The organism is Vibrio sp. STUT-A16 (genome assembly GCF_026000495.1).
GTDB lineage: Bacteria > Pseudomonadota > Gammaproteobacteria > Enterobacterales > Vibrionaceae > Vibrio > Vibrio diabolicus.
In genome coordinates, this window is sequence record NZ_AP026766.1 from 1,342,887 (window position 1) to 1,365,619 (window position 22,733).

General features: G+C 44.1%; 25 protein-coding genes. 12 read left to right on the forward strand and 13 right to left on the reverse strand.

What is annotated here, in order from left to right:
* Positions 1–2 precede the first annotated feature (2 nt).
* From OO778_RS22610 to OO778_RS22625, 4 genes are read right to left on the reverse strand one after another with little or no spacing between them, the layout of a single operon-like run.
* Positions 3–872, reverse strand: a complete 870-nt coding sequence (locus OO778_RS22610) for a helical backbone metal receptor (RefSeq protein ID WP_074189868.1) — start codon at positions 870–872, stop codon at positions 3–5.
* 28 nt (positions 873–900) lie between these two features.
* Positions 901–1,314 (reverse strand): biopolymer transporter ExbD, encoded by a 414-nt coding sequence (locus OO778_RS22615; RefSeq protein WP_048625312.1) that lies wholly within the window; start codon positions 1,312–1,314, stop codon positions 901–903.
* On the reverse strand, positions 1,311–2,009 hold the full coding sequence (locus OO778_RS22620; RefSeq protein WP_005392513.1) for a MotA/TolQ/ExbB proton channel family protein: 699 nt from the start codon (positions 2,007–2,009) through the stop codon (positions 1,311–1,313). The genes OO778_RS22615 and OO778_RS22620 overlap by 4 nt, the downstream gene beginning before the upstream one ends.
* Positions 2,009–2,758, reverse strand: coding sequence for an energy transducer TonB (locus OO778_RS22625; RefSeq protein WP_237311254.1), 750 nt, complete (start codon positions 2,756–2,758; stop codon positions 2,009–2,011). Before OO778_RS22625 ends, OO778_RS22620 begins: the two co-directional genes overlap by 1 nt.
* A gap of 160 nt (positions 2,759–2,918) precedes the next feature.
* Between OO778_RS22625 and hutW the strand changes: the two genes are divergently transcribed.
* The 4 genes from hutW to OO778_RS22645 all read left to right on the forward strand — a co-directional run bounded on the left by hutW (position 2,919) and on the right by OO778_RS22645 (position 6,043).
* Positions 2,919–4,289 carry a heme anaerobic degradation radical SAM methyltransferase ChuW/HutW gene (gene hutW, locus OO778_RS22630; RefSeq protein WP_264911797.1) on the forward strand — a complete coding sequence of 457 codons (1,371 nt, stop codon included), beginning with the start codon at positions 2,919–2,921 and terminating at the stop codon, positions 4,287–4,289.
* A 29-nt stretch (positions 4,290–4,318) separates the two neighbouring features.
* The gene (hutX, locus tag OO778_RS22635; RefSeq protein WP_047008487.1) at positions 4,319–4,822 is read left to right on the forward strand and encodes a heme utilization cystosolic carrier protein HutX; all 504 of its coding nucleotides are present in this window, start codon (positions 4,319–4,321) and stop codon (positions 4,820–4,822) included.
* A 56-nt stretch (positions 4,823–4,878) separates the two neighbouring features.
* Positions 4,879–5,409 (forward strand): heme utilization protein HutZ, encoded by a 531-nt coding sequence (hutZ, locus tag OO778_RS22640; RefSeq protein ID WP_139059240.1) that lies wholly within the window; start codon positions 4,879–4,881, stop codon positions 5,407–5,409.
* A gap of 97 nt (positions 5,410–5,506) precedes the next feature.
* Complete coding sequence (locus OO778_RS22645) at positions 5,507–6,043, forward strand: ATP:cob(I)alamin adenosyltransferase (RefSeq protein ID WP_074189872.1); 537 nt, start codon at positions 5,507–5,509, stop codon at positions 6,041–6,043.
* A gap of 100 nt (positions 6,044–6,143) precedes the next feature.
* Here OO778_RS22645 and OO778_RS22650 read toward each other — a convergent pair whose 3' ends face one another.
* Entirely contained in the window at positions 6,144–7,058 is a 915-nt protein-coding gene (locus OO778_RS22650) for a chemotaxis protein (RefSeq protein ID WP_005392519.1), read from the reverse strand.
* A gap of 277 nt (positions 7,059–7,335) precedes the next feature.
* On the opposite strand from OO778_RS22650, the gene ppiC reads away from it, so the two are divergent.
* Entirely contained in the window at positions 7,336–7,614 is a 279-nt protein-coding gene (ppiC, locus tag OO778_RS22655) for a peptidylprolyl isomerase PpiC (protein ID WP_005375342.1), read from the forward strand.
* Positions 7,615–7,738: 124 nt separating this feature from the next.
* Here ppiC and OO778_RS22660 read toward each other — a convergent pair whose 3' ends face one another.
* The 3 genes from OO778_RS22660 to rcnR form a co-directional block, all read right to left on the reverse strand.
* Positions 7,739–8,167, reverse strand: coding sequence for a hypothetical protein (locus OO778_RS22660; RefSeq protein WP_074189874.1), 429 nt, complete (start codon positions 8,165–8,167; stop codon positions 7,739–7,741).
* Positions 8,164–9,090 (reverse strand): zinc dependent phospholipase C family protein, encoded by a 927-nt coding sequence (locus OO778_RS22665; RefSeq protein ID WP_074189875.1) that lies wholly within the window; start codon positions 9,088–9,090, stop codon positions 8,164–8,166. The genes OO778_RS22660 and OO778_RS22665 overlap by 4 nt, the downstream gene beginning before the upstream one ends.
* A 197-nt stretch (positions 9,091–9,287) precedes the next feature.
* The gene (gene rcnR, locus OO778_RS22670) at positions 9,288–9,560 is read right to left on the reverse strand and encodes a Ni(II)/Co(II)-binding transcriptional repressor RcnR (protein ID WP_046873754.1); all 273 of its coding nucleotides are present in this window, start codon (positions 9,558–9,560) and stop codon (positions 9,288–9,290) included.
* A 137-nt stretch (positions 9,561–9,697) separates the two neighbouring features.
* On the opposite strand from rcnR, the gene OO778_RS22675 reads away from it, so the two are divergent.
* From OO778_RS22675 to OO778_RS22685, 3 genes are all read left to right on the forward strand, one after another.
* Complete coding sequence (locus OO778_RS22675; protein ID WP_054867525.1) at positions 9,698–10,774, forward strand: nickel/cobalt efflux protein RcnA; 1,077 nt, start codon at positions 9,698–9,700, stop codon at positions 10,772–10,774.
* 51 nt (positions 10,775–10,825) lie between these two features.
* Complete coding sequence (locus OO778_RS22680; protein ID WP_005392525.1) at positions 10,826–11,176, forward strand: DUF3147 family protein; 351 nt, start codon at positions 10,826–10,828, stop codon at positions 11,174–11,176.
* Positions 11,177–11,521: 345 nt separating this feature from the next.
* Positions 11,522–13,081 (forward strand): methyl-accepting chemotaxis protein, encoded by a 1,560-nt coding sequence (locus OO778_RS22685; RefSeq protein WP_074189876.1) that lies wholly within the window; start codon positions 11,522–11,524, stop codon positions 13,079–13,081.
* 131 nt (positions 13,082–13,212) lie between these two features.
* On the opposite strand, the gene OO778_RS22690 is transcribed toward OO778_RS22685, so the two are convergent.
* Positions 13,213–14,112, reverse strand: coding sequence for a LysR family transcriptional regulator (locus OO778_RS22690; protein ID WP_264911804.1), 900 nt, complete (start codon positions 14,110–14,112; stop codon positions 13,213–13,215).
* 142 nt (positions 14,113–14,254) lie between these two features.
* Here OO778_RS22690 and accD point away from each other — a divergent pair, with 142 nt between their 5' ends.
* Entirely contained in the window at positions 14,255–15,118 is an 864-nt protein-coding gene (gene accD, locus OO778_RS22695; protein WP_264911806.1) for an acetyl-CoA carboxylase, carboxyltransferase subunit beta, read from the forward strand.
* Positions 15,119–15,149: 31 nt separating this feature from the next.
* On the opposite strand, the gene OO778_RS22700 is transcribed toward accD, so the two are convergent.
* Positions 15,150–16,127 carry a hypothetical protein gene (locus OO778_RS22700; protein ID WP_264911807.1) on the reverse strand — a complete coding sequence of 326 codons (978 nt, stop codon included), beginning with the start codon at positions 16,125–16,127 and terminating at the stop codon, positions 15,150–15,152.
* 448 nt (positions 16,128–16,575) lie between these two features.
* Between OO778_RS22700 and OO778_RS22705 the strand changes: the two genes are divergently transcribed.
* Together OO778_RS22705 and OO778_RS22710 are read left to right on the forward strand one after the other, a co-directional pair.
* Entirely contained in the window at positions 16,576–18,993 is a 2,418-nt protein-coding gene (locus OO778_RS22705) for a M9 family metallopeptidase (protein ID WP_264911808.1), read from the forward strand.
* A 284-nt stretch (positions 18,994–19,277) separates the two neighbouring features.
* The gene (locus tag OO778_RS22710; protein ID WP_005375384.1) at positions 19,278–19,508 is read left to right on the forward strand and encodes a PAS factor family protein; all 231 of its coding nucleotides are present in this window, start codon (positions 19,278–19,280) and stop codon (positions 19,506–19,508) included.
* 77 nt (positions 19,509–19,585) lie between these two features.
* Here the strand turns inward: OO778_RS22710 and OO778_RS22715 are convergent, their stop codons facing one another.
* Both OO778_RS22715 and OO778_RS22720 read right to left on the reverse strand, forming a co-directional pair.
* Positions 19,586–19,963, reverse strand: coding sequence for a carboxymuconolactone decarboxylase family protein (locus tag OO778_RS22715; RefSeq protein WP_053809605.1), 378 nt, complete (start codon positions 19,961–19,963; stop codon positions 19,586–19,588).
* Positions 19,964–20,021: 58 nt separating this feature from the next.
* Positions 20,022–20,378 carry a MerR family transcriptional regulator gene (locus OO778_RS22720; RefSeq protein ID WP_053809604.1) on the reverse strand — a complete coding sequence of 119 codons (357 nt, stop codon included), beginning with the start codon at positions 20,376–20,378 and terminating at the stop codon, positions 20,022–20,024.
* Positions 20,379–20,896: 518 nt separating this feature from the next.
* Between OO778_RS22720 and OO778_RS22725 the strand changes: the two genes are divergently transcribed.
* Positions 20,897–22,246, forward strand: a complete 1,350-nt coding sequence (locus OO778_RS22725) for an alpha-amylase family protein (RefSeq protein WP_264911811.1) — start codon at positions 20,897–20,899, stop codon at positions 22,244–22,246.
* A 108-nt stretch (positions 22,247–22,354) separates the two neighbouring features.
* Here the strand turns inward: OO778_RS22725 and OO778_RS22730 are convergent, their stop codons facing one another.
* On the reverse strand, positions 22,355–22,648 hold the full coding sequence (locus tag OO778_RS22730; RefSeq protein WP_164665806.1) for a metalloregulator ArsR/SmtB family transcription factor: 294 nt from the start codon (positions 22,646–22,648) through the stop codon (positions 22,355–22,357).
* Between the last annotated feature and the right edge of the window lie 85 nt (positions 22,649–22,733).

Below are 22,733 nucleotides of genomic sequence, written 5' to 3' on the forward strand. Positions count from 1 at the left end.
CTCTATGGGTAAAGCAGCGCATTCAAACGTTCGGCTTCTACAAGGCTTTTAAGACCCAAACCACCAACAAGGGCGTGACCGTCAATCGTGATGATATTTTTATTCATTCCCGCAGGTGTTGCGGCGAGAAGTGGCATTGCTTTTAAAATCGCATCGGCACCGCCCAGCGTTTCATAGCTGCGACCGCTAACGAGAATAACGTCAGGCTGCATCTCTACCATGGCTTCTGTGGATAAAGGCTTGTAAGAAGACAGCTGGTCAGCAGCTGGGTTTAGTCCGCCTGCTAGCTGAATAATTGCATCGGGTGTGGTTTCTGATCCTGCAACGTTCGCAGGTCGACCTTTATGGATGAGTAGAAACAGTACTTTCTTTTTCTGAGCTTGAGCAGGTTGATTTGCATTGAGTGCTTGAACTTGCGCTTTCACATCTTGCTTTAAATCTTCCGCTTTAGCCTGGCGATTCATAAGGTTCGCAATTTGATCGATACGTTGGTAAAGGCCCTCAACGTTGGCATCGGTATTGACGATTTCTACATCTACCCCCGCCGCTTTTAATTGGTTCAATGCTGTTTTCGGTCCCATCTCATCAGAGCCAATGACTTTTGTCGGACGTAAGGCGAGCAACCCTTCTGCTGAAAGGCGGCGATGGTAGCCTACTTTAGGCAGTTCCATGCCTTTTGGTAACTGACTGGTTACGTCGATAGCAACCAAGCTATCTTTGGCGTCGAGTTCAAGCAACAGTTCAGTGACGGCACTGCCTGCACTAACAACACGCTCTGATGATGGTGTTTCATTGGCAAAAAGTTGGCTACTCGCAAGTAGGGAAATGGCTGCCGTAACAACAGCATGAATGGTGGCACGTGTGTTCTTCATTTTGAAAGGATCTCTATCTTACTTATTTTTATGATGGCTCTTCAGTGAGCAACTGAGTTGCCTGAATTCCGTTTTCTTGCAAAAAGCCGAGAAGTTGAACTAGCGACTGAATGTTCGCGGTTTTTTCTGCTCCAATCACAATCGGTTTATCGCTTGATTTACTCTCTTCTAGCAGCGCGAGGGTAAAGTTGTCCCAATCGATGTATGTCTTGCCGTTAATGGCCCAGTAAGGCTCGTCTTTGAGAATATTTACCGTGATGGATTGCTTATCGACATTTGCAACGGCCTGAGATTCTGTACTCGGTAAATTGACATCTAATGAATCGAGCTTGACCGCTGCAGTTAACATCAGGAAAACCATTACGATAAAAATGATATCCAACAGCGGTGTTAAATCAGGAGTTAAGTCGTTACGAGTGTTGTCTTGTGGCGTTTTAATCATTGTGCTTCAGCCTCGACCTTTGCAGAAGAGCGCACTGCTAATGTTGAATTGTCTGGCGACACGTGTTGCAGAGAGATACCTTCAAGCCATAAGTTGACATAGTTTAATGTGTGTTCGAGTTTGGCGATCACACGATCCGCCCACAAACCAATGATTTGTGCTCCTGAAATCGCAGGAAGGGCGATAATAAGACCTGCTGCAGTAGTGCGCATGGCCAAACCTAGACCGTCTGCCAAATCATTCGGGGTGATATTCCCCGTTGAGACAGCGATGCCTTTGAACATCTCAATTAAGCCAAGTACCGTACCAAGCAAACCAATCAAAGGGCTAATGACGCCAATCAACGTCAGTAAGCGAAGGCCAGAATGCAGCTGATGACGTTTTTCTTGCAGCCAAATGCCTGCGGCATCTTCTCTTAGAGACTTTGAGAAAGAGTGATGGGCAAGCAACATGGCAACGCCACGATAAAGGAGCGGTCGCTTATGTGACAATTCTTCTGCAAGCGTCTCAAGATCGTTTCCATTCGTTGGGTCTAACCCAATGAGTTTTTGGCGAATGGCTCGTTTCCCGACGCCAAGGCTAATCAAAACGTGGAATAACCGCTCGGTAATGATCATGACGGTGAGGGCTGAGCAAATGATCAAAGGCCATGTCATTAGGCCAAGTTGAGTTTGTAATTCTTGTAGTTGTTCCATTATCCATCCAACTTAAAACGAACAGGTACTTGTACTCGGTGAGCCACTTTTAGCCCGCCCGAAATATGTGGTGTAAATTGCCACTGTTTGATGGCACGAAGCGCTGAGGCGTCCAGCGATTCTGTGCCGGAAGACTCAATCAAAACCTGTTTAATTTGATTGCCATTTTCATCGAGCCATATTTCATATAAGGCTACGCCTTCGATACCGCGTCTTTGTGCAGATCTTGGGTAGCGAGGCTGAGTTGGTTGATTAACAAACGTTGGTTTGTCGACCAAAATAGGTTGAGACGTTGCCCCTTTGGATTGGCTCGCTGGCGCGGTTTGCTGAGCGACCATCTCTTTCTTCGCCGGTTCCGTTTTTTTCTTCGGTTTGGCTTCGGGCTGATTCTCTTGTTTTGTTACGGCTTTGGCTGGTTCCACCGTCTTAGGCTTAGATTGTTTAACCGGCTCTGTTTTTTTCTTCACTACCTTTTTCTTAACAGCGTCTTTCTTGACGACCTGTTTCTTTACGATCTTCTTTTCTGGCTCAGGCTGCTCCTGAGGCTGCGGCTCTTTTGGTGGTGCCACATTTTCTGGCGTGGATGTTTCGACGGTAGGTGGTGGTGCCGATACAAGGTTTAAACTTACCGAACTTGCTGGATTTCCAGCAGGCATCGCGAACACTTTCGTTTCTTGAGAAACAAAAAGAAGTGCGGCATGGATGGCAAGGGAAGCACCTCCTGCAATGACATATCTTTGTACGTTCACGGAATATCTCGGGAAACTATGAAAACTTGAGCAGATTATTACTCACAACCGAAATAAGATCAATTATCAATTGCATTATCATTACGCTCAAATTATGATTCTTGCAGATTTTTAAAGACCAGCCTCTACCCCTTATATGGTGGGAGCTAAGCGAGTATATATGAGCGTCGATATCGATAAATTTGACGAATCAGTGTTGGGAAGCGATAGCCCTGACCCATTGCGATTTGCCTTTGTTAAGAAACATTCGGCACACGCTGGCGGAGCGAGCGTGCCTGTACCTCCACCTCAGCAGCAGGCGATTTTTTCAAGCGTTACCGCTAACTCGGTTAAAGCGACCAATAAACGTTGTCTTTATATTCACGTTCCATTTTGTCGCGTACGTTGCACCTTTTGTAACTTCTTTCAAAATGCTGCGAGCCGCGCACTGGTTGACGAGTACTTTGACGCACTGATGCAGGATCTCAAGGAGAAAGCTGCATTGCCTTGGACACAAAACGGTATTTTCCATGCTGTGTATATCGGTGGAGGAACGCCAACGGATCTGTCTCCAGCACAGGTTCGCGTGTTAGGTCAGGCGATTCATGAGCACTTTCCTTTGGCCGCGGATTGTGAAATTACCTTAGAAGGCCGTATCAACCGTTTTTCTGATGAGCTATACCAAGGCGCTCTCGACGGTGGATTTAATCGTTTCTCTTTTGGTGTACAAAGTTTTAATACACAAGTGCGTCGCAGCGCGAAACGATTAGATGATAGAGAAGATGTGCTCAAGCGAGTTAGCGAGATTGCCAACGAAGACAAAATTCCTGTCATTATCGATTTACTCTACGGCTTGCCTTATCAAACCAAAGAAGTGCTAGAGCAAGATTTAAATGATTTTCTCTCGACTGGCGCACACGGGTTGGACTTATATCAGTTGGTAGTCGGTGGTTCAGCACCCATGCTTAACCTTGTAGAAAAAGGAAAAATCCCCCCACCAGCTACCACGCCAGAAAAAGCAGGCATGTATGAGCTCGGTGTGAACTTTATGGACAAACACCATATGAAGCAACTGAGTGTGAACCATTGGGCAATCGATAACCGTGAACGTAGTTTATACAACAGTTTAGCCAAGACATATGCAGAGGTACTGCCAATTGGCTGTGGCGCTGGAGGTAATATCGGTGGTTACGGGGTGATGCAACATCGCACATTGGCGACCTATATTAAAGCCATCAAAGAAGGGCAAAGCCCCATCGCTATGATGATGAAGCAAAGCCCTCTAGATCCACTATTTGCTGCACTCAAATCCGGGTTTGATCGCGGTATCGTTCAGGCAAACCAACTGCCATCGTTTATGGGGGAGGACACGTTCGGATTTTTAATGCCTCTATTTAAAGTGTGGCAGCAAAAAGGTTTAGTGGAACTGCATGAACGCAGCCTAGTTCTTACTCTTGCTGGTAGTTTCTGGGCTGTTTCATTGGCTCAAGGTTGTATTCAGGTACTTACGTCAGAGATGAACGAAACCGTACCGAAAGTATCCAATAATTAATGAAAAAATTGAAAAAAGACGGAAAACATATGGAATCAATCAAACAACAAGTTGAAGCATTACTAGAGCAAGAACCGCAATTATTGCCAGCAGCAATGGCAGAACGTCTCGGTATTTCTGAATTTGAGGTTGTTGCGGCTTTGCCGCAGGAAATGGTGGCCATCGCTCCAGGAGCGCAAGCACAAAGCATTCTAGAAGGTTTGGTTGGTTTCGGCCCGGTGACGACTATTGTTCACTCTTTTGGCTCTATTTTTGAAGTCAAAGCGCCATTCCCAAAGGGAAAAGTGGCGCGTGGCTATTACAATTTAATGGGCAGAGAAGGTGAGCTACACGGTCACTTGAAGCTAGATAATGTTAAAAATGTAGCGTTGGTCAGCAAACCGTTTATGGGTAGAGAGAGTCACTATTTTGGCTTTTTCTCTGAGTGCGGAAGCAATATTTTCAAAGTTTATTTAGGCCGTAACGAAAAGCGCGAGCTACTTGAAGATCAAGTCACCGCATTCCGCGCCTTACAAGCCGAATTGAAAAAGTAATCACAAACATAATCGAGGCTCAACTCGAATACTAATTAGTAAAGTCAGGTATCATTATGGATCAACAAGTTAAACAAGAGCGTTTGCAAGGTCGTTTAGGGCCAGAGATCAAAGAGTTTCGTCAGGAGCGTCGTACGCTTCAGCTTGCAACTGTCGATGCAGAAGGTCGCCCTAATGTAAGTTACGCGCCTTATGTCCAAAATCAGGAAGGTTACTTCGTACTCATTTCTAAAATCGCTCGTCATGCTCGTAACCTTCTAGAAAATCCAAACGTTTCTTTGATGATGATCGAAGATGAAGAATCTTCAAAGCAGTTGTTTGCTCGTAAGCGCTTAACTTTTGATGCTGTGGCAAATATGGTTGAGCGTGACACGGAGATGTGGCACCAAGTTGTTGGACAAATGAAAGAACGTTTTGGGGAGATAATTGATGGTCTCAGCCAACTAGAGGATTTCGTGTTGTTTAACTTAAAGCCAGAATCGGGGCTATTTGTTAAAGGCTTTGGTCAGGCGTATCAAGTGTCTGGTGATGATTTAGTAGATTTTGTTCACCTTCAAGAAGGTCACAAGAAAATCGAAAGTGCTTGATTGTAAATCGGTCATGTAAATATCGATCATTCGGAATAATGAACGCATAAGGGGAGTTAGGTTATACTGGCTCCCTTTTTTATATTGGAACAAAAGCATGAAGCCTGTGAGCAAGGAATTGAGCGAGATTTGCTATCCGTTTATTTACGAGGACAGTCCGGTTTGTGACTTTGAAATCACGGCTGATGAACTTTGTAGTCGTATTGGTTTAGTTCTCGCGATGGATCTGGACGAGTTTAGCCGCGACATACTGACAAGAATGCAGCCTAATGTTTATCACCTAAATGGTTCGGTTCGCGGAAAGCTAGCGATTACAGAAGCGGAAGTTGAAGAGCTAAAGGCAGATTATGACTTGCTTAAGCAACGCATTGATGGTGGATTCAAAGGTTTCGTTCTACCCGGAGGGCACCCTGCATCCAGTCAATTGCATTTGTGCCGTTGCCAAGCTAAAAAAACGGTACGAGCATTAGTTGCGATCGAACATGCAGGTAAGAAGCAACCTGCCCCCATTCTATTTCGTTACGCGAACTTATTGGCGAATGTACTTTATAGCTTGGCTTCTTATATTAATCACATCAATCAAGTCGAAGAGACAGAGTTTGTATCTCGTAGTTACTCGATGCCAAAGAAGTGACCTGAGAAACTAGCAGCTGCGAACATCAAAGCTTCTGCGCGAAAAAATGGCCGCAAAACACCATATTCGACAATTTGCTTCTTGGCTGTTTAGTTAAGAGTTAAGAAGCCATAGCTTTGGCTTCTAGTTCTTTTGCACCGCGCAGCATGGCTTCAATCAGCTCACCAGCATTGAACTTCTCAAGCGCCTCGTGTGCGCCAACTTGGTGAGCTCTGTCTACACAGATTTCGCTCGATAACGATGTATGCAAAATGCGGTATGAGTGATTAAGAGCGGAGTCATTTTGTACTTCGAATGCTAGCTCGTAGCCGTCAAGCCCTGGCATCTCAATATCACTGACCAAAATATCGATTGGTCGATGAGCCTCAGCCTCGCTTTTCATCAGCTCTAATGCGTCTAAACCATTTTTACAAATTTGGTATCCGATATTGATACTATCAAGAGCATCACACAGCTGTTTACGAGCGATGGAAGAGTCATCCACCAAAAGAATGCTTAATGCTTTTAGGCGCTCACGTTCAACATCTGTCAGCATCGGGATCTTTGAGTTTTCGTATTGCGGATAAATTTTGGAAAGTAGCAGTTCTACATCCAGCATCTGAACCGTTTTGTCTTCGTAGCGAGTAATACCTGTTACGAAAATATTTTTCCCAGCGCTCGCTGGTGGGGTTTCAATGGCTTTCCAATCGCATTCAATGATCTTCTCAATACTACGAACCATAAAGGCGACCACGGTTCGCAAACAGTCTGTCACGATCAAGTAGCAATTCTTGTATTCTTCTTCACTGATAGGACGAAAGCCGACAGCCGCTGACATGTCGATCACAGGCACTGTTAAGTTACGTATTGTAACGGTGCCAATGACGTGATGATGCGAGTAAGGGATCTTCGTGGTTGGCATATACGGAACGATTTCACGGACTTTTAGCGTGCCTATCGCGAAACTCTGTTGCAGGGTGAGTTTGAACATCAACATGCCCTGAGATTGATTCGCTTTACTAACGACTTTTGCCATGAAATAACCTTATAAATACCACCGAATTGTGTCTAATCTAATCTTATCAGACGAAGGCTTCAACCATCGGAGAGACAAATGTGAGCTTTTTAGACAATCTCTTAAAGAATAGTGATTAACTGAGCAAAACTTGGTTGTATTTTAATCTTGTTATGCCGAAAGTTTTATAGTCCCATGTATTTGAACCTTGAAGCCGCCTAGGTATAAACAAGAAATGTTTGGCGTGTTAAAAGGGATTGGGTACACTTGCGCGACCAGAATAGTGAGAGATAGATCAATGGCAAATACAGCAGCCGCATTACATATTCTTGTGAAGCACAAAGAGCAAGCAGAAGACATTATCAAGCAACTGAAAAAAGGCGCAAAGTTTCAGACACTAGCGAAGAAGTATTCCACTTGCCCGTCAGGTAAGCGCGGTGGTGATCTTGGTGAGTTCCGCCGTGGTCAAATGGTACCTCAGTTCGACAAAGTGTGCTTTTCTGGCGAGGTTCTGACGCCACATCTAGTCAAAACCAAGTTCGGCTGGCATGTTGTAAAGGTGCTTTACAGAACGTAGTGATTTCTTACAGGTAAGCTTGAGCTTTTTAAATATTACCTGTTTCTGCATATTGTGAGTAATACATGACAGGCATAAGTTAAAGCCATGTATTACTCATAAATTTCCTCTATTTTCCCTACTGTTAGTCAGTACAAAGAGATGCCGCATCAAGTTTGATTTGGCATGAGTAAGGTTTTGGGGAGTCCCAATAGATCTTATCAAATTCTGAGTTGCAACCTGCATCTTCCATTAGTGCTGTATCCCCGTCACATATCAACATAACTGCATTATTACCTTGAAACTCTGAAAGAATTCGATAATTAGAAATGTTTCCATCGATAGCTAACTGTGAGAGTTTGGTGATTTGAGCTGGATTAGCTGACATCGCATTTTCGAATATTTCTTTCTCTGTTAGTCCTGCTGTTTCTCCAAACTTGAGCTCACCGTCAACAGCTTGGGCTACATCTTTTAAAATCGAGGCCATATCAAACATGACTTCTTCAGAATATTGAGATTTGGTGGCGCAAGAAGTCAATGAGAGAAGAAGGGTTATAACGATGATTAGCTTCATAGATTTCCCCAAGCACTAAGCTGTCCGTTTTCATTTCGACCAGTGTCTAAATTCCAATTTTCAAAAAAGCCAGTGTCTTGGTTTTCATAAATGGAAGCTGCCAGCTTTTCCCAAAATATTTGGATTGTCTTAATCGCCTTATCAAAAATTTCATCGTAGTGCTTAATACCATCTGGCGTTTCTAAATCCTGAATATAAGTAGAATCAACTTCGTTTGGAAGTGGGTAAGTTAACCCTAGTTTAGAAGCCACATGCCTCGCCCAAGGAAATAAGCGATGCGACTCCTCTGCATTATCCACAACGGATTGAAATCCTTCGTGCCAGACGTTTACGTCAGGTTCGCATTCTTTAGCATATTCAGGGTAAGTAGCTGAAAGGGCACTAGACCAAATAGTACGAATAACTGGATCTATTAGGTTGTTGTTAATTTGGTCCACACAACTGCCGATGTTTTCTCTGACTCTATCTGCAAGGCCAATACTTCCGAGTTGCATCCTGGATGGCCAAATATAAGCATCTTGGTGCATTTCGCAAATTCTGTGGTGCTGGGCGTTTTCTGCGTAAGGGCCCACTTTTAATTCAACAACAGGATGAAGAGTAATATCGGTTGCTACATGTGCTACAAAGCCACATAACCATGAGAAGGTTTTTTCAAAGTGTTCGTTATCTGCGGCTTTTACATGCTGAATAAGAGCATCAATTAGCTTACCAACGTGGTTGTAATGCATTTTATCTGCCCATTTATTTTGCGCAGAATTCATTAGAGCAAGGTAAGGATAGTCGGGGCTCACACAACCGAGCTCTAAATACCGTTTATTTTGAGCTAAAGCCTTTTTTGCTTCTTGAGGTATGTTTAACTTCATCAATGCATTATTAGCAGAAGCTTCATTTACCGCTGTGATATGTGCGAAAGCACCAGGCATAGTAACCTCCATGTACAGTTTAAATGCATGGAGTTTACTATGCAGACAATATGTTCGTTGCGACTCGAGTCTTATAAAAAATAAATGTTTATGTGTTGGATATCGAGCGAGGCATTTGCAAATTATCGCCTTAGGACGTGCGTTATCTATTTTAATGAAATTCGATAATGGCACTTCAAAAAATTCATGAAATCGTGTTATTTGATATAGGAGTCCAACACTTTCAGTACAACTTCCATATCAGCTTCACGTTTTTCTAATTCTTCCTCCAATACGACGTGTTCGATCAGATGGCCTTTGATCACCTCTTTCATTAAGCCATTTACAGCCCCTCGAATTGCAGCGATTTGTTGCAACACATCTTGGCACTCATGTTCTTCTTCCAGCATTTTTTTGAGACCATTCACCTGACCCTGTATTTTGCTGACACGGGTATTGAGCTTCTTTTGATCTCTGGTTGTATGGGACATGACTTATCTTCTTTAAGTTACTGACTGCGAGATTCTAACTGATAATGTAGCACTTATCTTATACTGGGGGGTAGTATTTAATACTAGGGGGGGAGTATAGTTTGGGGCAACTTTAGAAGAGCATATTGAGAATAACAATGGATTTTGTCGCATTATTACAACAAGGTAATGGATGGTTTTTTATACCCAGCGCCATTTTATTAGGAGCGTTACATGGATTAGAGCCAGGACATTCAAAAACGATGATGGCGGCGTTTATTGTGGCCGTAAAAGGAACAGTGAAGCAGGCGGTGATGTTGGGGTTGGCTGCAACGCTTTCCCATACGGCGATCGTATGGATAATTGCTGCGGGTGGGATGTATATAAGTCAAAGATTTACTGCAGAAGCTGCGGAGCCATGGATGCAGCTTATCTCTGGGGTAATTATCGTTTCGACGGGTTTATGGATGTTCTGGAGAACGTGGAGCGATGAGCGAGCTTGGCACAAAGCTCATAAGCAAGCTCGAGACTGGAGAACGCAAGTTGTCGATACTGGTCATGGGCATCTATCGCTTTCTATCGTAGAAGAAGGGCATCACTGCCGTTTTCAGTTACGCACACTTAACGGTAAGCCTTTAACGGCTGAAAACGTTAAACTAGTGCTACCTAACGCAATCAGGCAGCCTTCTGATATTTATCACTTTATTGAGCGCGATGGCTATTTGGAATCCGCCTCCTGTATTGAAGCCTCTGATGATTTTTTCGTCACGTTGATGGTCGGGCACCATGATCACACCCACGATTTCGAGGTGCATTTTCATGCGGATTCCCACTCGGAAGGTGAGAATAAAGAGTACCAAGACGCTCATGAGCGTGCTCACGCTCTAGATATTCAAAAGCGCTTTGGCGATCGAGATGTTACCAATGGACAAATACTTCTGTTTGGTTTGACGGGTGGGTTAATACCATGCCCGGCGGCGGTCACTGTTTTACTCATTTGTTTGCAACTTAAGGCCATGACACTTGGTGCAACCTTGGTGGTGTCGTTCAGTATTGGTCTAGCGTTAACTTTAGTTGCGGTTGGTGTTGTCGCGGCAGTGGGCGTTCAAAAAGCAACATCGAAGTGGAGTGGTTTGAACGATGTGGCTCGTCGTGCACCTTATCTATCGGGGATCTTGATTAGTGCCGTTGGTATGTATATGGGCATGCACGGGTTTACGACGTTAATGAGCTAAGCTCTGTTGTAATTATTACGTCGCTTTTTGTTTATTAAAGGTAGCTCTTTCATGTTGTGGATGATTACTAAGTACGCGTTAACCGCAGGAATAGTGGTGCTGATATCTGAAGTTGCCAAGAGAAGTGATAAAGCGGGAGCGCTGATTGCCGCGCTCCCGACGGTCACTATTTTAGCTTTGATTTGGATGTATATTGAAGGTCAAGGTCAGGAAAAGCTCGCGAACCACGCGTTTTATACTTTTTGGTATGTACTGCCTACATTGCCGATGTTTCTAGTTTTTCCTTTCTTACTGAGCCGATATTCGTTTTGGTTCTCTTTGGGAATTTGCGCCATTATTTCAATCGTTTGTTTCTTCATTGTGACCATCGTTATCAAAGAGTTTGGAATAGAATTAACTTAATTGAGCAAAGGAGAATTGTAAGAATATAGGTCGAAGCGCTCGCTTATTTATATTTTCAAGGCTCTAACTAGAACTCTTTCTTTAACGCTCGATGCTAGTGTGGCCGCTTACTTTAAGTTAGCGATTGCTCTCTTGTCTTTCAGCCAAACCTCGTAGAAATGTGACGTTTTGAAGACTTTTCTTCCTTCATTCTAAAGTTATCGGTAATCAGGCAGATACAGTGGCTACAAAGTTACGTCTAGCTTTGCCAGACAGGCTAAAAATATAGTTTGTGTTGGTTATAAGAGGCGAAAGGCTTAACGCTCTGTCGTGAGCATCACATTGAATTGTACCGAGACAATTAAAATGAAAAGAATCATCATATTAGCCGTTTGCGCCATGTTTGGTATTGCTGTCGTAGCAAGTATGGCATCAACGTACCTAATTTCGAGTCAGAAAATCGATGACATCATCTTAAACAAATCCCAAGTTCAAGCTGAGTTTTTAGCAGGAAATGCAAGTTATATTTTGGAGAACTCAGCCAACCCAATGCAAGACTTACAATCGCTCGTTGAGGGTTTGAAACAACGTTCAGACGTAAGCTATGCAGTCGTAATTGATCGCAATGTGACGGCGGTTGCTCACAGTGATAAGCAAAAGCTAAATAAAACCTACAATGATAACTACACCGTTGAAGGTGCAACCAAGGGTGTACAACAGTATTCAAAGTGGTATGCCGATGTCCAGAAAGTGTGGGTGTTTGATATCATGGCGCCGATCTACGTGAATGGTCAGTTGTACGGAACGTTTGATATTGGTATTCCTATTACAGAAGTAAGCCAAGCGACGAATGGAATTATTACTTCCCAACTGATTTCCATGGTGGTGATCTTCGTTCTGTGTGTTTTGGCTCTATCGCTTCTACTCAACAAGCTGATGCGACCGCTCTCTGCGCTTAAGGAGGCGTTGCAAGACATCTCGAAAGGTGACGGAGACTTAACGGTTCGTTTGCCAGCAAAAGGTAATGACGAAGTCGCACAAATTTCTTCGGCGTTCAACGTGTTTGTTAGCAAGGTACATGAAATCATTACACAAGTTGTAAATACTGGTGTAGAGCTGAATGGTTCTGCTGTTGCGCTGCGTGGACAATCTCAACAAGCGCTCGCAAGAGGGCAGGAGCAGAATGAGCAAACCATGTTGGTTGTCACGTCTATGAACGAAATGATCGCGACCGTCAACGAAATCGCGTCAAATGCTGCTGGTGCAGCAAGTGCTGCGAGCACGGCAAGTAATGAGACTCAAGATGGCTACAAGACGCTAGAACGCACCAAGACGGCGATGACGAATCTTGAAAACGAGATGAACAGTACTTCCAATATTATCGTAAGTCTTGCGGACAACACTCAGTCGATTGGTAGTATTCTCGAAGTCATTAGAGGGATCTCTGAGCAAACTAACCTATTGGCGTTAAATGCCGCTATTGAAGCAGCGCGCGCCGGTGATGCCGGACGAGGTTTCGCCGTAGTGGCAGACGAGGTTCGTAATCTTGCAACTAAAACGGCTCAGTCCACTGATGAAATTGACAACATGATCCATCAGTTGCAAACCGAAGCCCAAAGTGCGGTTAATTCAATGAGTAACAGTAGAACCCTAATTGAAGAAGGCACTGCAGAAACGGAGCTCGCTCGACAAGCACTAGAGGCAATTGCAGATCAAGTGACCACTATTTTGGATATCAATACTCAGGTGGCAACGGCAACAGAACAGCAATCGACGGTAGCAAATGAAATTAACATGAATATGGATACCGTCAGTCACTCCGTGAAAAACGCGCTAACGGCGAGTGAGCAATTGGAAGAATCAAGTCAACAACTTGCGGAATTATCGAGAACTCTCGATCGTCACGTAGGAGCGTTTAGAATTTAAACGCCAGCGGAAATCCTTTTGCAAAAGCCAGTAAATCTCGATTGCTGGCTTTTTTATTTGAGAAAATCGAATGTCGATTTGCTCTACTATGCCAGCTTTTATAGTTATTGGGATAAACGATCAGTGATTAACTAGGCGTTAAGCTTCGCGTGTTGTTTTAAGTGCTCAACAAACATAGAGATTTTCTTGGCTAAGTGCTTTCTAGAAGAGTAAAACGCATAAAGCACTAAATCTTCAGGTTCGTATTCTAGAGGGATGACTCCAAGCTTGCCGCTCTCGATCTCATCTTTGCATGATTCTATTGGAAGTATTGCGTATCCAAGCCCTGATAACGCGCCAGATTTAGCGAGATGGCCACTGTTTACTTTGAACGATGATTGTACTGTTTGCGTAATATGACCTCCGTCGGGATTTTTAAACACCCAGGGAGCGCCATTTACTGCAGTAAGTGTCGTGATACAGGGAACATGATTTAAATCCGTAATTTTGTAAGGGCGGCCGCACTTATTAAGCAGTTGAGGCGCAGCCAAAATAGCACTGGGCCAGCGTTTTATTTCCCTTGCTACGCAATTGCTGTCAGACAAAGTCCCTCTATGAAAACTCAAAATGACATCAAAGCTATCAATAATCTCATCTTTAGGGTTTAGCGTTGTATCGCAAGATAAAGAGATTGACGGGTATTGCGTGCAAAAGGTGACAACCGCTTTGGCCAGTACAGGTGTGTCTGGCATAAGAATACGTAGCTCTCCCGTTACAGTGTGCGAGTGGCGAGTCACGGTTTCTAGCGCGTTGTTGAGTTGTTCCAATAATGGACGAGTGCTGCTATAGAGCTCTTCTCCAGCCTCGGTAGGCGTCATTCGCCTTGTTGTTCTATTGAACAACCTGATGTTTAACTTTTCTTCAAGCAGGGCAATATGTCGGCTGACATTCGATGTTGGTATATTCAAACACTCAGCGGCTCGCTTAAAGCTGTTGTTCTCATAAACACAATGAAAACTTTTTAACCAGGTTTGGTCGACGTTATCAAACATTCTATTGTCCCACTTTGTTGGATTATCAAGCCAGCATATTGCACTTTATCCTCAGACTGAGTTGCATACAATTTTATTTAACAGTCAGAGCGGGCAAACGATGCAGATGTCGTGCTACGAGGTGATCAATAATGAGGTACTCATGAGTTGGCTAGAAAGGTTATTTGAGAATAAGAATATAATAGGTTCGCGCAAAGCGTCTATTCCAGAGGGCGTTTGGACAAAATGCCCTGAATGTGAACAAATACTTTATCGCGCGGTATTAAAAGAGAATTTGGAAGTATGTCCTAGGTGCTCTCATCACATGAGAATGGCTGCACGTCAAAGGTTGAACACTTTTCTGGATCATGGAACACAGCAAGAGTTGGCAAGTGAGTTGGAACCGCAGGATATTTTGGGTTTTAAAGATTTAAAACGATATAAAGAGCGAATTGCCATCGCGCAGAAAACGACTGGAGAAAAAGATGCCTTGGTTGTGATGCAGGGGAAGTTGCTAGGCTTGCCTGTTGTAGCTTGTGCGTTTGAATTCTCTTTCATGGCTGGTTCGATGGGGGCGGTGGTTGGCGAGAAATTTGTCCGCGCCGTTGAAACTGCGATTAATATAAAATCTGGGCTAGTGTGTTTTTCTGCTTGCGGAGGGGCGCGCATGCAAGAGTCTCTGGTAGCACTAATGCAAATGTCAAAAACCAGCGCCGCGTTAAACCACTTATCTGAGCACAGATTACCCTATATCTCAGTATTGACGGACCAAACTTATGGTGGCGTCTCGGCGAGTTTAGCCATGTTGGGAGACATCAATATTGGTGAGCCTAAAGCAAGCATCGGCTTTGCGGGAAGGCGTGTTATTGAACAAACGGTACGTGAAAAGCTACCAGACGAGTTCCAAAGAAGTGAGTTTTTATTAGCACATGGTGCATTAGATATGATTGTAGACAGACGTGAAATGCGTGATCGCGTTGGCGGCTTATTGGCTAAGTTAACCAACGCGAGGGTGGTCTCAGAATAGGTTGTATTAAAGTTAGGCTTAGTACTTGCGTTTATTGAGCCGTAATCATTACAAACCGTTCATTTTGCCCCCATCTTGGTTCCGCATTCATTAGGCTGAGATCCAACGCAGTTTGGTATGGGTCAACAGCAAAATGGTCGCTTACTAAACCCCAGAGCATCCAGTTGATTGCGGTTTCATTCTCGGTAAGCTCTTCGAGTGGCGCTTGGAGGAAAAAGTACTCATCTTCGCCATCGTAACCGAGCCGATCATAGATAATGTTGCGTAGCTCTCGATCCAAATCATGTTGGAGATTGATTGAGTCGCACAGTTGCTCTTCTGTTGGGCCATTCTCATGGCGATAAACATTGCGTTTTGACTCTTTGCGTAAAGTACCTGAGCCAGTTTTAATGCTTACTTTCTTTTGCGAGTGTTGCTCAAGAACTTGAATGATTTCATCCTCTAGTTGGTCGAGTTTACTCAGCAAAACTTGATTGTTTATGTCACCAGCGGGGGAGGCCATCGTTTGGAAGGCTTTCACTCTCTCGTAGACTGCTTTCCCGTGAGGAAGGGCTGCAAAACACTGTTCTCGGAGCGCTTCATTGGCTTGCCAAATGCCCGAGTAGAGCTCGTAATCATGTGGATATGGTGGAAGATCTTCAGTATCTTCCCCTAATAATTCTCGCCAGCGCTTTTGCCACTGTTCTTCTTTTGCGTGTTTTACACGCGCGTATTGCTTAACCCAGCGGTTACGAAGTTTTACCCCAAAAATGGCAAGTCCCCATGGAGCGAGCAAATAAAAATAATAGTGAGAAGAGTTATCCCAAAAGTAACCGTAAACGTAAACACCAAAAGCAAGCACCCAAGTTCCAATAGTACAAGCAATAACCCCGGACATTATTGATGATTGGCGCTTTGTTTCTCTTAATGTATTACCTTCAGCACATAACCAAAAAATGCCGCCAAAAACAAAGGCAAACGTTGTCATGAAGTAGGCAATCCCCGCTCCCAAAAATCCCCAAAGTGACATGTATTATCCCTAGCCAAATATCTGCTTTATTCACTCATCAATGACTCGAGGAGTAAATGTGTTTGATTTGGCGGAGAATTTACCATTAATGCCAACCTTTTGATATGCACTCGATGACTTATTGGGAATGAGTCACAAATAAAAATAGATGGTATCAAGCATCAAAATTTAATTTAGAACCTTTGATTGTCGTGAACTCTATCTGGAAGAGTTAAGGGGGGCGTTTAAGAGCAATTTTCCTCATAAAGTCGTTATTTAGAAAAAGGTAAATTAATGTTTTTATTGATAATTGTGAGAAATCTTGGGTTGGGATTGATCCCATAAATTTAGAGTAAAAAGCCTATTTTTGGGAGCGATTTCATAAATTTTATGACACTGATTTCACTGTTTGAGCTGTAAAGAATATAAACCCCCACTCCATGTATGTTAATAATCAATGAGTGTTGTTATGTCTCATATCCGTTTTTTCCCGCGCCATCGTTTGGCGCTTGCTTGTATGCTAGCGAGTGTGTCTAGCTTCTCTTTTGCACAAAACCAGTGCGCTGTTGCTGATTTACAACAATCGAGAGACTTGGCTGCTGCCGTTTCTGGTGCAGAGTATGATTGCTACCACGCTTGGTTTTCAGCTCCTTCCGCAACGCTGAACGATATTTACAGCGAAGCGAGCTTAAGCCGTATCCAAGTCGCGTTGGATCAAGAAATTGCCCTCTATCGTGGAGAAGCAGAGCAAGCTCGTGTTATAGAAAATCTGGGCGAGTTTATTCGTGCTGCATACTACGTTCGTTACAATGCTGGCACAGGTACACCTGAGTTTTCGCAAGCGTTGAGTCAGCGTTTTGCTCAGTCGACGAACCTATTCCTAAACAATCCTCATGCTTTGGATCAAGGTCGTGAACAAGTTGGCGCAATGAAGAGCCTGACTTTGATGGTTGATAACGTGAAGCAGTTGCCGCTGACCATGGATAGCATGATGGCCGCGTTGATGCACTTTAACCGTGAAACCGCGCAGGACACGCAATGGGTCGATGGTTTAAACAACCTGTTCCGTTCTATGGCAGGTCATGTAGCAAACGATGAGTTCTACCGCTACATGGCAAACAATACTCACCATATTGATACATTAGCTAGATTCGCATCTGATAACGCTTGGGCATTGGATACGGATGCGAGCTTTATTGTTTTCAATGCATTACGTGAAACTGGTCGTTTGCTTGCGAGCCCAGATCAGGAGACCAAACGCAAAGCCTTGGCTGTGATGCAACAAGTGATGCAGCGTTACCCATTGGGCAGCGAGCATGACAAACTGTGGCTTGCTGCCGTAGAGATGATGGGCTACTACGCACCAGAAGGCCTAAATGGTCTGAATATTGAGCAAGCTAAGCAAGATCTAGCTGCGCGCGTGATGCCAAATCGTTTTGAGTGTCAGGGGCCTGCCATCATTCGCTCTGAAGATCTAACTGATGCTCAAGCTGCAAAAGCGTGTGAAGTACTGGCTGCGAAAGAAGCCGACTTCCATCAAGTGGCGAATACGGGCAATCAACCTGTTGCTGATGACTTGAATGATCGTGTTGAAGTGGCGGTGTTTGCTAGTAACGACAGCTACGTTGATTATTCTTCGTTCCTGTTTGGTAACACAACGGACAACGGTGGTCAGTACCTTGAGGGGAATCCATCAAAAGCGGACAATACCGCCCGTTTCGTGGCTTATCGCTATGCGAATGGCGAAGATTTATCGATCTTGAATCTAGAGCATGAGTACACGCACTATTTGGATGCGCGATTTAACCAGTACGGCTCATTCAGTGATAACTTAGCCCACGGTCATATCGTGTGGTGGCTGGAAGGTTTTGCTGAATACATGCATTACAAACAAGGCTACCAAGCGGCGATCGAACTGATTGCAGGCGGTAAACTGAGCCTTTCAACTGTGTTTGATACCACATATTCTCACGATACTAATCGTATCTATCGTTGGGGTTACTTGGCCGTTCGATTCATGTTAGAAAATCATCCGCAAGACGTAGAAAGCTTGTTGGCGTTGTCGCGTACTGGTCAGTTTGAACAGTGGGCGCAACAGGTGACGACATTAGGTCAACAATATGACGCAGAGTTTGAGCGCTGGTTGGATACGTTAGAATTGGAGCCAGAGCAACCAGGTACTGACCCAGAAGAGCCAACAGAACCTGAAGCACAAGTGACTGAATTGACGGCGAACCAAAGCCTTCAACTCAGTGGCGAAGCGTATAGCGAAAAACTGTTCTACGTTGACGTACCAGCCAACACCGTTCGCTTTAATGTATCTATTGAAGGTGCGGGGGATGCGGATCTTTACATGAGCTACAACAAAGTTGCGCATTACTACGACTTTGAAATGAGCCAGTATGGCGATGGCAGCAATGAAGAGATTGTATTTGAGCCAGAGCAGGATGGTTACGTGAAAGCAGGTCGTTACTACATCAGTTTAACTGGCCGTGATAGCTATGACTCTGTGAATCTTGTGGCTGCTTTAGACGTTGAAGCGCAAACACCGCCAACACAAGTGCAAGACGATTTGGCACCGGTGGTACTAGAGTCTGGTGAAGCAAAAATGCTGACCGTTCACAAGCAGCGTTATGCGGCAGTGTATGTACCTGAAGGTGTTGAAGAGATTCGTGTATGGCTAACGGCTCACTCTCAAACGGGTAATGTCGATCTATACGCCAGCAGAGAGCATTGGCCTACGGTTGAGCAACACGAGTACGTGTCTAACTATGCAGGTAGCAACGAATACCTTGCGATTCCTGTTACTGAAGCGGGTTATGTGCACTTCTCTCTTCAAGCACCAGAACAAGGTGATGACGTTGAAATGTTAGTGCACTTCAACTAAAACATGCTTGATTAGCTGAAATCGAGATAAAAACGTCGCTCATTGAGCGGCGTTTTTGTTTGTATCGGACGCTATTGTAATCAAACAGCGGCGAATGCCAGTTAATCGGCTGATTTATCGAGTTATCCTTTGCTCTTTTTCTAGACGGCTTTAGGTTTGTATTACAATTTACCGTGCACATAAACTTTTTTAGCGACGCGTTCTGTGACCTAGCTTCTGATTTGTGCTTTCCAAACGGATACAATATATATGCACCCCGTGCAATAAAGTGAAAAGGGAAAGACATGAAAACGCTTATTTATGAAACGTTGATTAGCCTTGCTAACCAAGAACCAGAACAACATGCAAGAATCCGACAAAATCTATATGAACAGTTGGATCTGCCGTTCGATAAGCAGCTGGCTTTGTATTCTTGTGCCCTTGGTCCTGCAAGTTCAGGCAAGTTGGAGAGTAGTCAAGGCATTAACAACGCGGTAGATTGCGCGGTTAAACTGCTTGAAACCCCTGAGCGCTAATTCACTCGTTGTTTAAATCACGGCCCGATCCCCAAGGGCCGTTTTTAATTGCCTTTAAATTGATTTCAACGTCGTGATTACTCTGCTCTTTCCGCCAGCACTTCTTTGAAGGCAAACATGCCGTTTAATGCCGCTGGAAACCCTGCGTAGACGGACATCTGTAAGATGACTTCTTTAATTTCAGCCTCGCTGCAGCCTACATTCAGTGCTGCATTGAGATGTACTTTCAGTTGTGGCGAACAATTCCCCATTGCCGTTAGCGCGGCGACGGTTGCGATTTCTCTCGATTTTAGGTCTAAGCCTGGGCGAGCATAAATATCGCCAAACGGATACTCAATGGTGTACTGAGCTAAATCTGGGCAAATATCTTGTAAGCTTTCGATGACGTTATGACCAGCGTCGCCATCAATGTGAGAGAGTAGTTCTAATCCTTTGTTAAAGCGTGATTGTTCCATTGATATGTTCCTAGTGAATAAATGCAAACATACCTTAATCCTTAGAGTTAACTCTAAGTCAACGAACTTTTCCGCTTTTATACAAGGCAATTTTTTCTTCTAGAGCCGTTAAGTGCTTCTGCTGCTGTTCAATGTGGATCTTGAGGTTTTCTTGATGTTGCTCTAGCAAGGCTTGGCGTTGTCGTACAGACTCTGAGCCGACTTCCCTTAATTTTGCATATTCCAGAATCTCTTCAAGTGGCATTGCAGTTTCTTTTAATCGCTTTACGAAGCTAATCCAGCTTAGATCTTTCGCACTATACACTCGATGCCCACTCGCGTTTCTATGGACATGTTTAAGTAAGCCAATTTTTTCATAGTATCGAAGTGTATGAGCAGACAAGCCGACGAGGCTAGAAAACTCTTTGATATTCATGATTACCCTCCAAGGTAATTCATACCAATAGGCATAAGCTAAGTTCCGCATTTTGAAGTCATTTCGGGATAGATACAAACGGTAATCTTCCATGTTTTAAGGTGGGATACGCAGAAGGGGGCTATTTTGAATACGCGCCAAACGTGATCCACCTGCCAGTTTCACTTTATTAAAAATTAGTTACTCAATAGAGTGGTTTGGCTGTTTTTAGTCTTTGGCCTCCTTTAGGGCGTACCCGGGCATTTTCTTTCATATATTTTGAATGTAATCTTTTTCAATACAAAACAATGACTTAGTGTGTTTTGTGTGCGGTGTGCTTGAATGTCATCTACTCGTTTACGTCCAGAACCGTTTCTACTTGGGCAATGGAGGAGTCACTACGCCTTCATTTTCAGCCTTGAGTTAGGGCGAAAAGGGTGAGGGCGTCTGATGAATAGCTCTTATAATTTCGACTATTGAATTCACTCACAAAAAAATGCAAACAAGTAATCGTGAGTGAAAACGAGTAGGAGAACAACATGAGTGGCTCACAGGAAATACAATCATTCGGTGCGAATGTTATCTTACATGCGTTTGATTGGAAGTATGCTGACATTGCCCAACGAGCAAAAGAAATCCACGAGCTAGGTTACGGCTCCGTGTTGGTTTCGCCACCAATGAAAAGCGCCCACGATGATCGCTGGTGGCAGCGCTATCAACCTCAAGATTACCGTGTCATCGACAATGCGTTGGGTGATACCAAAGACTTTATCCGTATGGTTCGTGAACTGGAGCAAGTTGGCGTGTGGGTTTACGCTGACGTGGTGTTTAACCATATGGCAAATGAGGCCCACCTTCGCCGAGACCTCCAATACCCAAGGCAAGAGGTCTTGGAGGAATACCAACAAAACAAACAGAAATATCAGTCGCTAACGTTATTTGGCGACTTATCTCAACCGCTTTTTGATGAAGAGGACTTTGTTGAAGCGTTCGGTATTAAAGACTGGAAAGATAAATGGCAGGTACAAAATGGACGCATCACAGGTGGACCAACCGATCCTGGCTTGCCAACCCTCCGTGTTTGTGACCATGTCGTTGAGCAGCAACGCGCTTACCTAAAAGCACTGAAAGCCATTGGTGTGAAAGGTTTTCGTATTGATGCCGCGAAACACATGACGTTAGAGCATCTTAAACGTGTTTGGACAGACGACATCACGCGCGATGTGCATATATTTGGCGAAATTATTACCGATGGCGGTGCGACAGAGGAAGAGTATCAGTTGTTTCTTGAGCCGTATTTACAGGAAACTCGCTTAGGCGCTTACGATTTCCCGTTGTTCTCGACCATTTTTAAGGCGTTTGCTAAAAAGGGCAGTTTCAAGTCGTTGATTGACCCATACTGTTTCGGTCAGGCCCTTTCGCCCGGTCGCGCGATTACATTTGTTGTCACGCATGACATTCCTAACAATGACGTTTTTCTCGATCTGATCATGGATGAGGAAAATGAATGGTTAGCTTATGCCTACATTCTAGGCCGCGATGGTGGTGTGCCATTGGTTTATACCGACTTAAACACTAGCGGTATTACAGATAAAAATGGCAAGCCAAGATGGCAAGGCGCATGGAACGATCCGCGAATGGCGAAAATGATCCAATTCCATAATATGACGCATGGCGAGTCGATGAGTGTTCTTGAAGGTAACGATGATATGCTGGTATTGAAGCGAGGGAGCAAAGGCGTTGTCGTGCTTAATAAATCGCAGCGTCAGCAGTCTTTGACATTGAAAATGGATGGTGACTGGGTGGATTTGATGACGGAGCAGGACGTTCCATCTGACGGTAAGTTAATTGTGCCACCTAAAGCTTCAATGTTGCTCGTCGAAAACTAAAAAATAAAACACCGAGCTTAGTGAGCTCGGTGTTTATGTTTGTCGGCGGTCATTCAAGAACGGGTAAAGTCTAATGTAAAACCGAAGTCTTTCGCCTCTGCTATAAGGTTATGAGCACTCATTAACGCAACATTCAGCCTTTAAAAAGCTGATCACATCATCTAAACATTGGTACTCTGCAACGCAAAAAAGGGTTCGCCCCTCACGACGTTGGGTGAGAAGCCCGGCTGAGGCTAGACTAGAAATATGATGAGAGAGAGTGGATGCAGGAATGCCAAGCTTTTCTTGTACGCCGCCTACCGCGATACCTTTGTATCCCGCTTTGACAACTTCTTTGTAAATACTTAAACGAGTAGGATGCCCTAACTCTTTTAGTGCTTTAGCGACGGCTTCAAGCTCCATACTGACCTCTAAAGAATGACTACAGTAAATTTGTTTCGATAATAGGGAAAGTCTCGGTAAATGCCAACTCTTGTGATCTAGGAAC

Coding starts and splice junctions, on each gene's coding strand:
- OO778_RS22715 (WP_053809605.1), bottom strand. CDS start 19,963: ATGGAACAATCACGCTTTAACAAAGGATTAGAACTACTCTCTCACATT.
- OO778_RS22720 (WP_053809604.1), bottom strand. CDS start 20,378: ATGAATATCAAAGAGTTTTCTAGCCTCGTCGGCTTGTCTGCTCATACA.
- OO778_RS22620 (WP_005392513.1), bottom strand. CDS start 2,009: ATGGAACAACTACAAGAATTACAAACTCAACTTGGCCTAATGACATGG.
- hutX (WP_047008487.1), top strand. CDS start 4,319: ATGGAATCAATCAAACAACAAGTTGAAGCATTACTAGAGCAAGAACCG.
- OO778_RS22725 (WP_264911811.1), top strand. CDS start 20,897: ATGAGTGGCTCACAGGAAATACAATCATTCGGTGCGAATGTTATCTTA.
- OO778_RS22615 (WP_048625312.1), bottom strand. CDS start 1,314: ATGATTAAAACGCCACAAGACAACACTCGTAACGACTTAACTCCTGAT.
- OO778_RS22705 (WP_264911808.1), top strand. CDS start 16,576: ATGTCTCATATCCGTTTTTTCCCGCGCCATCGTTTGGCGCTTGCTTGT.
- OO778_RS22730 (WP_164665806.1), bottom strand. CDS start 22,648: ATGGAGCTTGAAGCCGTCGCTAAAGCACTAAAAGAGTTAGGGCATCCT.
- accD (WP_264911806.1), top strand. CDS start 14,255: ATGAGTTGGCTAGAAAGGTTATTTGAGAATAAGAATATAATAGGTTCG.
- OO778_RS22675 (WP_054867525.1), top strand. CDS start 9,698: ATGGATTTTGTCGCATTATTACAACAAGGTAATGGATGGTTTTTTATA.
- OO778_RS22710 (WP_005375384.1), top strand. CDS start 19,278: ATGAAAACGCTTATTTATGAAACGTTGATTAGCCTTGCTAACCAAGAA.
- OO778_RS22700 (WP_264911807.1), bottom strand. CDS start 16,127: ATGTCACTTTGGGGATTTTTGGGAGCGGGGATTGCCTACTTCATGACA.
- OO778_RS22650 (WP_005392519.1), bottom strand. CDS start 7,058: ATGGCAAAAGTCGTTAGTAAAGCGAATCAATCTCAGGGCATGTTGATG.
- OO778_RS22660 (WP_074189874.1), bottom strand. CDS start 8,167: ATGAAGCTAATCATCGTTATAACCCTTCTTCTCTCATTGACTTCTTGC.
- rcnR (WP_046873754.1), bottom strand. CDS start 9,560: ATGTCCCATACAACCAGAGATCAAAAGAAGCTCAATACCCGTGTCAGC.
- ppiC (WP_005375342.1), top strand. CDS start 7,336: ATGGCAAATACAGCAGCCGCATTACATATTCTTGTGAAGCACAAAGAG.
- OO778_RS22665 (WP_074189875.1), bottom strand. CDS start 9,090: ATGCCTGGTGCTTTCGCACATATCACAGCGGTAAATGAAGCTTCTGCT.
- hutZ (WP_139059240.1), top strand. CDS start 4,879: ATGGATCAACAAGTTAAACAAGAGCGTTTGCAAGGTCGTTTAGGGCCA.
- OO778_RS22690 (WP_264911804.1), bottom strand. CDS start 14,112: ATGTTTGATAACGTCGACCAAACCTGGTTAAAAAGTTTTCATTGTGTT.
- OO778_RS22610 (WP_074189868.1), bottom strand. CDS start 872: ATGAAGAACACACGTGCCACCATTCATGCTGTTGTTACGGCAGCCATT.
- OO778_RS22680 (WP_005392525.1), top strand. CDS start 10,826: ATGTTGTGGATGATTACTAAGTACGCGTTAACCGCAGGAATAGTGGTG.
- hutW (WP_264911797.1), top strand. CDS start 2,919: ATGAGCGTCGATATCGATAAATTTGACGAATCAGTGTTGGGAAGCGAT.
- OO778_RS22685 (WP_074189876.1), top strand. CDS start 11,522: ATGAAAAGAATCATCATATTAGCCGTTTGCGCCATGTTTGGTATTGCT.
- OO778_RS22645 (WP_074189872.1), top strand. CDS start 5,507: ATGAAGCCTGTGAGCAAGGAATTGAGCGAGATTTGCTATCCGTTTATT.